The sequence below is a fragment of the Acidocella sp. KAb 2-4 genome, assembly GCF_020567705.1.
GTDB lineage: Bacteria > Pseudomonadota > Alphaproteobacteria > Acetobacterales > Acetobacteraceae > Acidocella.
This window is the reverse complement of record NZ_JAJDJU010000042.1, coordinates 1-10,310: the sequence shown is the minus strand read 5'-3', so window position 1 is coordinate 10,310 and position 10,310 is coordinate 1. Positions and strand designations below refer to the sequence as shown.

The window sequence follows — 10,310 nt, the reverse complement described above, 5'->3', positions numbered from 1 at the left end:
TGAGGCGCGGGAATTGCTGCGGCAATTGCGGCCCTCGGCGGTGGTGGCGTTTGGCGGCTACCCCTCGGTGCCGCCGGTGCTGGCGGCGGCGACCATGCTGTTTGGGCGGCCGCGCGTGATTCTGCATGAGCAGAACGCCGTGCTGGGCCGGGCCAACCGGCTGCTGGCGCGCTTTGCCGATGTGCTGGCGCTGAATTTCGCCAATACCAAATTCGTGTCCCGCCGGATGAAGACGCGCGTGCTCGGCAACCCGGTCCGCCAACCGATCGCGGCGCTGTATGGCGAGAGCTACGCGCCGCCGGAGGGGCGGATCGAGCTGCTGGTGCTGGGCGGCTCGCTCGGCGCCAAGGTTTTTGGCACGCTGATCCCCGAGGCGCTGGCGCGGCTGCCCGCCGCGTTGCGCGCGCGCTTGCATGTGACGCAGCAATGCCGGGTCGAGGAGATCGAGGCGGCACGGCAGGTGTTCAAGCTGGCCGGCATCGCCGCTGAGCTGTCGCCATTTTTCACCGATGTCGCCGCGCTGCTGGCCAAGGCCCATCTGGTGATCGCGCGGGCCGGGGCGTCCACCGTGGCGGAGGTGGCGGTGGCCGGGCGGCCGGCGGTGTTCATTCCGCTGCCCAGCGCGATTGATGACCACCAGCGCGCCAACGCCGATGCGCTGGCCGCCGCGGGCGGGGCGTGGCGGCTGGATCAGGCCGGGCTGACGCCGGATATTTTGGCAGAAAAGATCGAGACCTTGTTGATGGATACTGATGCTTTGATCAACGCCGCGGTGGTGTGCGCGCGCGCCGGACGGGTGGACGCGGCGGCACGGCTGGCGGACCTTGTGCAGAAAGGAACCGTGGCATGAGAGCGCTGCCGCTATCCATCGGGCCGATTCATTTTGTCGGGATCGGCGGGATCGGCATGTCCGGCATCGCCGAGGTGCTGCACGAACTGGGCTACCAGGTGCAGGGCTCCGATTTGAGCGAGAACGCCAATGTGATGCGGCTGCGCCAGGCCGGGATTCCGGTGGCGATCGGGCATGACGCGAATAATCTGGGCGCCGCGCAGGTGGTGGTGATCTCGACCGCCGTGCCGAAGGATAATCCGGAGGTGCTGGCGGCGCGGCGCAAGCTGATCCCCGTGGTGCGCCGCGCGGAGATGCTGGCCGAGCTGATGCGCCTGAAATGGGCTGTGGCGATTGGCGGCACCCATGGCAAGACCACCACCACCAGCTTGGTGGCGGCGGTGCTGGAAGGTGCCGGCTTCGACCCCACTGTGATAAATGGCGGCATCATCAACGCCTATGGCTCCAACACCCGCCTGGGCAAGGGCGATTGGATGGTGGTGGAGGCCGATGAGTCGGATGGCAGCTTCCTGCGTCTGCCCGCGGTGATCGCCATCGTCACCAATATGGACCCGGAGCATCTGGACCATTGGCACACCAAGGAGGCGATGGAAGCCGGATACCGGCAATTTGTCGCCAATATTCCGTTTTACGGCTTCGCGGTGCTATGCATCGACCATCCGGCGGTGCAGCAGATGATCCCCTCGCTCTCCGATCATCGTGTGATCACCTATGGATTTTCGCCGCAGGCGGATGTGCGGGCCGAGCGGATCATCTCGTCGAAGGATGGGGCGAGTTTCGAGGTCCGGGTGTCGGACCGTATCACCGGGCGGGCACGGCGCATGGGGCCGTTCAAGCTGCCGATGCTGGGCAATCACAACGTGCAGAACGCGCTGGCGGCGATCACCGTGGCCATGGAGATGGAGATCGAGGAGCCGCTGATCAAGGCGGCGCTGGCCAATTTCGCAGGTGTGAAGCGGCGTTTCACCAAGGTCGGCGAGGCGGGCGGGATCACCGTGATCGATGATTACGGGCATCATCCGGTCGAGATCGCGGCGGTGCTGAAGGCGGCGCGGCAGGCCGGGGCGCGGGACGTGATCGCGGTGGTTCAGCCGCACCGCTACACGCGGCTGCAAACGCTGTTTGAGGAATTCTGCACCTGCATGAACGATGCGGGCACGGTGATCGTGGCCGATGTCTATCCGGCGGGTGAGCAGCCGATCGAGGGGGTGGACAAAGAGGCGCTGGTCGAAGGGCTGCGCGCGCGCGGACACCGGCAGGTGGTGGCGCTGTCCGACCCGTCGCATCTGGCCGAGATGGTGCACGCCATCGCCCGCCATGGTGATTATGTGGTGTGCCTCGGCGCCGGGAACATCACGCAATGGGCGGCGGCGCTGCCCGCGCAGCTGGCCGAGCTGCAAAACGCGGCGCGCGCGGCCGGGATCAGGCGATGATGGCGCCAGTGATCCCCGCCACACGCGGCCGTCTGGCCGAGCATGCGCCGCTGGCGCCGATGACGTGGTTCCGCGTCGGCGGCCCGGCGGAGTTTTTGCTGCGCCCCGCGGATGTCGAGGATCTCTGCGCTTTTCTCAAGGCGCTGCCGCTGGAGATGCCGGTCACGGTGATCGGCGCGGCCTCCAACCTGATTGTCCGCGATGGCGGCATCAACGGTGTGGTGATCAAGCTGGCGCGAGGGTTTGGCGAGGTCGCGCTGGAGGAGGGCGCGATCATTGCCGGGGCGGCGGCGCTGGATGTAACGGTATCGGAATATGCGGCCGAGGCCGGGCTGACCGGGTTAGAGTTTCTTTCCGGCATTCCTGGCACCATTGGCGGCGCTGTGGCGATGAACGCGGGCGCCTATGGCGGTGAGATCGCGCAGGTGCTGGACTGGGCCGAGATCGTCACCCGCGCGGGCGAGTTGATCCGGGTGCCGGCGGAGCGTCTGGGGCTCTCTTACCGCCATGCCAATCTGCCGGCTGATTCGGTGGTGGTGCGGGCCAGGCTGCGCGCGCGGCCCGGCGAGCCGGCGCTGATCGGGGCGAAGATGGCCGAGATCAAGGCCAAGCGCGAAGCGAGCCAGCCGGTGCGCGCGCGCACGGGCGGTTCCACCTTCGCCAACCCGCCAGGGCAGAAGGCGTGGGAGCTGATCGACGCGGCAGGCTGCCGCGGGCTGACCAAAGGGCAGGCCCAGGTTTCGGAACTGCACTGCAACTTCCTGCTGAATCTGGGCGAGGCCACGGCCGCGGAGCTGGAAGGGCTGGGCGAGGAGGTGAAGCGGCGCGTGCAGGAGCAATCCGGCGTGACGCTGCGTTGGGAAATTAAACGGATTGGAGTGCCGGCATGACGCGCGTGGCTGTTCTTCTTGGTGGCATTTCGGCGGAGCGCGAGGTGTCACGCACTTCGGGCACGCAGGTGAGCGCGGCGCTGGAACAGGCCGGATTCGAGGTGACGCGGATCGAGGTGACCGAGGATCTGGCGGCGCTGTTGCAGGCGCTCACCCCGCGCCCGGATGTGGTGTTCAACGCGCTGCATGGCCGCTTCGGCGAGGATGGGGTGATCCAGGGCGTGCTGGATTATCTGGGCATTCCCTACACGCATTCGGGCGTGCGCGCCTCGGCGATGGCGATGGACAAGGCCGCCGCCAAGGCGGTGTTCGCCGCCGCCGGGTTGCCGGTGGCGCCGCACCGGGTGATCGACATCGTTGAGCTGACCGACCACGACCCGCTGCCGCCACCTTACGTGGTGAAGCCGGTGAACGAGGGCTCCTCCGTGGGCGTGTCGATCGTGCGGGATGGCGATAACGACCGCGCGCGGGTGGTGGCGGAGTGGCATTACGGCCCGGCCATGGTGGAGCAGTATATTCCTGGCCGTGAGTTGACCGTGGGCGTGCTGGAGGACCACGCGCTGGCGGTGACGGAGATCCTGTCCGCCGAGACTTTCTACGACTACCGGGCCAAATATGCGGCTGGTGGCTCGCGCCATGTGGTGCCCGCGGAGATTCCCGCCGATATCGCCAAGCAGGCGATGGACATCGCGCTCGCGGCGCATAAGGCGCTGGGCTGCCGCGGGGCCTCGCGCGCCGATCTGCGCTATGACGACGAGACCGGGCGGCTGGTGCTGCTGGAGGTCAACACCCAGCCGGGGATGACGCCGACCTCGCTGCTGCCGGAGCAGGCGGCCTATACCGGCATGGATTTTCCCACCCTTTGCACCTGGATGGTTGAGAGGGCGGCATGCCGCGTGTAGCCACGCCACCGCCGCTCGATACGTCAGGCCCGGTCCGGCTGGATATGGCCGCGCCGGTGCGCCCGCGCACCTCGCGCCCGCGCAAACCCGCGCCGCCGCAGGACCGGCTGACGCAGCGCAAGTTATTTCTGCGCCGGGTGAAACGCAGCCTGAAGCCGGGGCTGTGGTTTCTGGCGCTGGCTTCGGTGTTTATCGTTGGCTACGAGCTGGTGCGCAGCCTGCCCAGCGCCGCGCCCGCGCCGCAGGCCGCCACCCCAGTGGCCGCCGCCCCGGGCGCCTCGCCGCTCGCCAATTTTACCGCGGCGCTCGGGCTGCGCATCAGCCGCGTCGAGATCAATGGCGCGCACACCACCGACCCGGCGATGCTGCAGCAGGCGATCGGCGTGCAGGCCGGCGAACCGAGTTTCGGCTTTTCGCTACAGGCGGTGCGCCAGCGCGTGGAAGCCCTCGGCCCGGTGCAAAGCGCCGTGGTGGCGCGCGAGTTGCCGGGCACGCTGGTGGTCAACATCACCGAGCGCGACGCCTATGCGATCTGGCAGACAATGAGCAACGGCCAGCCGAAATTCGTGCTGATCGACAAGCAGGGGAATGTCATCGCCAATCAGGACGCGGCGGAGGCGAAGCGGCGTGAGCCGTCGCTGCTGCTGCTCTCCGGCGAGGATGCGCCGGCCAATGCCTATGCGCTGATTACCGAATTGCAGACCGTGCCTGACGTGCTTTCGCACGTGGCGGCGGCGCAGCGCGTGGATGGGCTGCGCTGGAATCTGATTTTGAAGAACCAGACGGTGGTGAAGCTGCCGGAGCAGAACGAGTCCGACGCCATCGGCCAACTCGGCGCGTTGCAGGCCAAGCTGCAACTGCTCGACCGGCCGGTGGAGGTGATCGATCTGCGCCAGGCCGGACGGCTTGTGATTAGGCCGTATCCGCCAGCCACGCCGCCGGATGCGCCAAAACAGGGAGGGACGAAAAAACATGAATAGCATGACCCGCCGCCCACCCGCCTTTGATACGCCGGTGAAGCCGCCGGCCGAGGATGCGCCGCGCGCGCGCAAGGTGCGCTCCGGCCCGTTTGGCGTGCTTGATATCGGGTCGAGTAAGATCGCCTGCATGATCGGCCGCGCCGAGTCGGATGGCCGGTTGCGCTCGCTCGGCTTTGGCTGGCAGCGCAGCCAGGGCATCAAGTCGGGCGGCATTGTCGATCTCGACGCGGCGGAGCGGGCGATCCGCGCCGCTGTCGGCACCGCCGAGGAACTTGCCGATACGCGGCTGAAATCGGTGTATGTCAATCTCTCTTGCGGGCAGCCGGAGTCGCGGTTGTTCAATGTGCAATGGCCGGTGGACGGCCGTGCGGTGACGGCTGACGACATCAAGCGCGTGGTGCGCGAGGCCCGCACCCGCGCCGCCGCCGAGGGGCGGGCGACGATCCATGCGCTACCACTCAGCTTCGCCACCGACGAAACGCAGGGCATCACGGACCCGCGCGGACTGTTTTGCGATACGCTGACGGCGCAGCTGCACGTGATCGACTCGGGCAGCACGGCGCTGCGCACGCTTTCGGCCTGTCTCTCGCGCTGCGAACTGGATATTGCCGGGCTGATCTCGGCACCGCTCGCCTCGGGGCTGGCGGTGCTGGTGGGCGATGAGCGCGAGCTGGGCACCACCGTGATCGACATGGGCGGCGGCACCACGACGATCGCCGTGTTCTCCGAGGGGCAGGTGCTGCATACCGCGCAGATTCCGGTGGGCGGAAACCATGTCACCACAGATATCGCGCAGGGGCTCTCGACCTCTATTGCGCATGCCGAACGGCTCAAGGCGCTCTACGGTAATTGCCATTCCAGCCCCGACGATTCGCGCGAATTGCTGCCGGTGCCGATGGTCGGCGAGGCGGAGCATCAGATCGCGCAGATGCCACGCTCGCACCTGATCGCGTGCATCCGGCCGCGACTCGAGGAGATCTTTGAACTGGTGAAAGACCAGCTGGAAACCGCGGGACTCGGGCGCGCCGGTGGCGTGCGCGTGGTGCTCACCGGCGGCGCCTCTCAGCTGGGCGGCGTGCGTGAATTGGCGGCGCAAATCCTCGACCGGCATGTGCGTTTGGGGCGGCCCGGGGCGGTAATTGGCTTGCCCGACTCGGCGAATTCGCCCAATTTCGCCACACTGATCGGGTTGCTCGCCTTCGCGACCGGAGATGGCCAGAGCATGCAGGATATCGATTTTAATACGGAACGGTATCGCGGCTGGTTTGGGCGTTTCGTTGATTTTTTGAAAAATCGTGTTTGACATGAAATCGGCGCGTTCTTTACCGATTGTCCTTGAGGAGATGAGCAGATGACCTTGAACCTGACGATCGAGAAGCAGCCCATGCACACAGATTTCACGCCGCGGATCACGGTGTTCGGTGTCGGTGGCGGTGGTTGTAACGCCGTCAACAACATGATCAGCCTGAATCTCCCGGGCGTTGATTTCGTCGTCGCCAATACCGACGCGCAGCAATTGCAGCGCTCGCTGGCGGAAAAGCGGATTCAGCTTGGTCCGCATCTGACCCAGGGTAACGGCGCGGGCGGGCGCCCGGATATCGGCAAGCTCTCCGCCGATGAGGCCGCCGATGAGCTGGCTCGTCACCTCGAGAATACGCATATGGTGTTCATCACCGCCGGCATGGGCGGCGGCACGGGCACGGGCGCGGCGCCGGTCATCGCCCGCATGGCGCGTGAGCGCGATATCCTCACCGTCGGCGTTGTCACCAAGCCGTTCGCCTTCGAGGGCAAGCGCCGCATGCGCGCCGCGGAGGAAGGCATCATCGAGATGCAGGCCTATGTCGATACGCTGATCGTCATTCCCAACCAGAATCTGTTCAAGGTCGCCAATGAGCGCACCGGTTGGAAAGAGGCGTTCGAGATGGCCGACAACGTGCTCTACATGGGCGTGCGCGGCATTACCGATTTGATGGTCATGCCCGGCCTCGTGAATCTGGACTTTGCCGATGTGCGCTCGGTGATGCGCGAAATGGGTAAGGCGATGATGGGCACGGGCGAGGCCGAGGGCGAAGACCGCGCGGTGCGCGCCGCCGAGGCCGCGATCAGCAATCCGCTGCTGGAAGACACCAACATGAAGGGCGCGCGCGGGCTGCTCATCAACATCACCGGCGGCTCCGATGTCACGCTGTTCGAGGTCGATCAGGCTGCGAACCGGATCGGTGAGGAAGTCGATAAGGATGCCAACATCATGTTTGGCATGTCGCTGGATGAGAGCATGCAGGGCCGCATCCGGGTGTCGGTGGTGGCGACCGGCATCGACACCGTGCCGCAGACCATGCCGAACCTGAAAGTGGTGAATGGCGGCAATGCCGAGCCGGTGCAGTTTCCGCCGGCCGTGGCGAGCCAGGCCGTGAACACCCAGGGCGCCGCGCCGCTGCCGGGGGTGTCGCGCCCGGCCGGTTATGTGCCCGAGCCGCCCGCAGCGCCGCTGGTCTCCAAGGTGTTTGTGGATCGTGGCAGCGAGATCGTGCTGGGCGCCGAAGCCGCCGCGCCGATGCCGCAGCACGCCCCGACGGCGCAATACGCCGCGCCGGCCGCCGAGGCGGCGCCGCGCGCGATGCCGCCGATGCCGCCCCGCCCAGCCATGCCGGTGCGCGCGGTGGCGCCTGACCCGGTGCGCGCCCCGGAGCCGCCCAAGAGCACCAGCATCTTCAAATCGGTGTTTGGGTTTGGCCGCCAGCCGCAGCCGCACGCGGCGCCGCAGCCCGCGCAGCGGCAGGAGCCAGCGATGCGCGCCGAGCTGCATGTGCAGCACCAGCACGCGCCGCATCAGCACGCGCCGCAGCACCATGAGGAGCAGCCGGCGGCCCGCGCCGCGGTGCGCCCGGCGCAGATCGACGAAGTTGGGCTCGAAATCCCCGCCTTCCTGCGCCGCAACCAGTAAATTCGGCCAGAGCGGAGTTCAAAACGGCCCCTTTTGGGGCCGTTTTTTATTGCCCGCACGATCTGGCTTGACGGCGGCGCCGCCCGGGCGAAAGCTTCTTTTATGGAGCAACAGCATCACAGGGCGCGGCACGCCCGGCTCAAGCCGCTTTCGGCTGAGGCGGTGCGTGCCATTGAGCGCCGCGGCATCGCCCGGCAAGGGGTGAAGGATCTCTATTACGAATTGATGACGATTCCGCTGCCGGGGCTGATTGGGCTGCTGGGGCTGTATTTTGTCACCGTCAATTTCATTTTCGCCTGTGTTTATTGGTTCATGGGCGGGCTTGGGGGCCTGCCGGGCGGTGGCCATGGCGGCTTTGCCGATGCCTTCTTCTTCTCGGTGCAGACGCTCTCCACCACCGGCTATGGCACGATCTATCCGGTGTCGCTGGGGGCGAATATCGTGGTCAGTTGCGAGATTCTGATCGGGCAGCTCAATCTGGCGGTGACGACGGGGGTGATATTCGCCCGGCTCTCGCGCCCGCGCCCGCGTGTGATGTTTTCCAAGGTGGCGGTGGTGCGCGATATTGGCGGGGTGCAGACGCTGATGTTCCGCGTCGCCAATCAGCGCCGCGTCGAAATCTCGGAAGCGCATATCAGCGTGATCATGCTGATGGACGAGCCTGAGGTGGAGGGCGGGGTGATGCGGCGGATGATGCCGCTGAAGCTGGAGCGGGATTTCTCGCCGGTTTTCGCCCTAAGCTGGCTGGTCTCGCACAAGATCACGCCGGACAGCCCGCTCTGGGGCCGCGACCAGCAAAGCCTGGCGGAGAATGGCAATGTCTTCGTCTGCCTGCTCACCGGCACTGACGAGGCGCTGAGCGCCACGGTGAGTGCGCGGCATGTTTACGGTGCTGAGGATTTGCGGTTTCACCACCGCTTCGTCGATGTCATCAGCCGTGGCGCGGATGGCACTCTGACGATCGATTACGGCCGGTTTCACGAGACCTTGCCGGTGCATCGGCCGGAGGCTGAAATTCCCGATGTTGCATAACAAAAATCGGTTTAGAATCAGTGGCTTTTGACGAAATATTCGGAAATAATGATTGACTGGAGGCGGCGCGGCGGCGGGGCTAGATAAACGCTGATGTTAACTGACGGATTAACCATGTCGTCCCTGCGTGAGAAATACAGCTTCACCACTGCCGAGCCGGCGCCGGCGCCCCGGCGCACGCTGAAGGCCGAGATTTCGGCTGTAGGGCGCGGGCTGCATAGCGGCGCGCAGGTGACACTGTGGCTGAAGCCGGCGGCGGTGAATACCGGGGTGGTGTTCCGCCGGAGCGATCTCGGCGTGAGCATCCCCGCGCGGTTCGACCAGGTGAGCGACACCCGGCTGTGCACGCTGATCGGCGGCGGCGAGGCGAAGATCGGCACCATCGAGCATCTGATGGCGGCGGTGATGGCCTGCGGCATCGACGATTTGCTGGTCGAGGTGGACGGCCCGGAGATGCCGGTGTTCGACGGTTCGGCCGCGCCCTTCATGTTCCTGCTGGAGAGCGCGGGCATTGAGGAGCATGGCGGCCTGCGCGAGCGTCTTGAGATCCTGCGCCCGGTGCGGGTGGAGCAGAATGGCGCCTTCGCCGAGCTGCGCCCGCATAATCCGGGCGGGTCGGGGTTCGATATCTCGCTCTCGATCGAATTCGCCGCCGCCGCCATCGGCGCGCAGGCTTATCATTTCCATCTCTCCGAGGAGGGCTTCGCGCGTGAGATCGCGCAGGCCCGCACCTTCACCCTGCTGGGCGAAATCGAGGCGCTGCGCAAGGCGGGGCTGGCCCGTGGCGGCTCGCTGGCCAACGCCGTGGTGGTGGATGACGCCAAGGTGCTGAACCCCGAAGGGCTGCGCTACGCAGATGAGTTCGTGCGCCATAAGCTGCTGGACGTGATCGGTGACCTCGCCCTGGCAGGCGCGCCGATCTCGGGCCGCTTTATTGGCAGCCGCACCGGGCACGCGCTCAACAACCAGTTGCTGCATGCGCTGTTCGCTGATCAGGCGAATTATCGCCTGATCCATGGCAGTGTGGCCAAGCCGCTGCATCTCACCGCCGCCTGAGTCCGGCCTCAGCCGCGATAGCAGGGGAGAGGGAAAACCCTCTCCCTTTTTCTGTTTTTGGCAGGATATTGCGGGGATCAGCTCGGCTTTATAAAATGTTTTTCCAATTTGCTGTGGTGATCTCACCATGCCAAGAGAAGCATGGAAGCGCGCGCGGAACAGGCGGGGCGCTCATTTGGGTAGACGGAGAGTTGCATGACGGCCGCGGACGCGACGGTGAGGT

At 66.1% G+C, this 10,310-nt stretch carries 9 protein-coding genes; all 9 read left to right on the top strand.

Annotated elements, in window-relative coordinates; all coding sequences use genetic code 11:
- Nucleotides 1-850: UDP-N-acetylglucosamine--N-acetylmuramyl-(pentapeptide) pyrophosphoryl-undecaprenol N-acetylglucosamine transferase (locus LI953_RS14760; protein WP_227076862.1), on the top strand; the 850-nt coding region annotated here is incomplete at its 5' end.
- Nucleotides 847-2,283, top strand: a complete 1,437-nt coding sequence (gene murC / locus LI953_RS14755; RefSeq protein WP_227076861.1) for a UDP-N-acetylmuramate--L-alanine ligase — start codon at nucleotides 847-849, stop codon at nucleotides 2,281-2,283. The genes LI953_RS14760 and murC, both read left to right, overlap by 4 nt.
- Nucleotides 2,280-3,173, top strand: a complete 894-nt coding sequence (murB, locus tag LI953_RS14750) for a UDP-N-acetylmuramate dehydrogenase (RefSeq protein WP_227076860.1) — start codon at nucleotides 2,280-2,282, stop codon at nucleotides 3,171-3,173. Before murC ends, murB begins: the two co-directional genes overlap by 4 nt.
- Entirely contained in the window at nucleotides 3,170-4,075 is a 906-nt protein-coding gene (locus LI953_RS14745) for a D-alanine--D-alanine ligase (RefSeq protein WP_227076859.1), read from the top strand. The genes murB and LI953_RS14745 overlap by 4 nt, the downstream gene beginning before the upstream one ends.
- Nucleotides 4,063-5,055, top strand: coding sequence for a cell division protein FtsQ/DivIB (locus tag LI953_RS14740; protein WP_227076858.1), 993 nt, complete (start codon nucleotides 4,063-4,065; stop codon nucleotides 5,053-5,055). Before LI953_RS14745 ends, LI953_RS14740 begins: the two co-directional genes overlap by 13 nt.
- Nucleotides 5,048-6,358 (top strand): cell division protein FtsA, encoded by a 1,311-nt coding sequence (ftsA, locus tag LI953_RS14735; protein ID WP_227076857.1) that lies wholly within the window; start codon nucleotides 5,048-5,050, stop codon nucleotides 6,356-6,358. The genes LI953_RS14740 and ftsA overlap by 8 nt, the downstream gene beginning before the upstream one ends.
- Before the next feature lie 48 nt (nucleotides 6,359-6,406).
- Complete coding sequence (gene ftsZ, locus LI953_RS14730; RefSeq protein ID WP_227076856.1) at nucleotides 6,407-7,999, top strand: cell division protein FtsZ; 1,593 nt, start codon at nucleotides 6,407-6,409, stop codon at nucleotides 7,997-7,999.
- Nucleotides 8,000-8,101: 102 nt separating this feature from the next.
- Entirely contained in the window at nucleotides 8,102-9,031 is a 930-nt protein-coding gene (locus tag LI953_RS14725) for an ion channel (RefSeq protein WP_227076855.1), read from the top strand.
- A gap of 114 nt (nucleotides 9,032-9,145) precedes the next feature.
- Nucleotides 9,146-10,087 carry a UDP-3-O-acyl-N-acetylglucosamine deacetylase gene (lpxC, locus tag LI953_RS14720; protein WP_227076854.1) on the top strand — a complete coding sequence of 314 codons (942 nt, stop codon included), beginning with the start codon at nucleotides 9,146-9,148 and terminating at the stop codon, nucleotides 10,085-10,087.
- The last annotated feature ends 223 nt before the right edge of the window (nucleotides 10,088-10,310 follow it).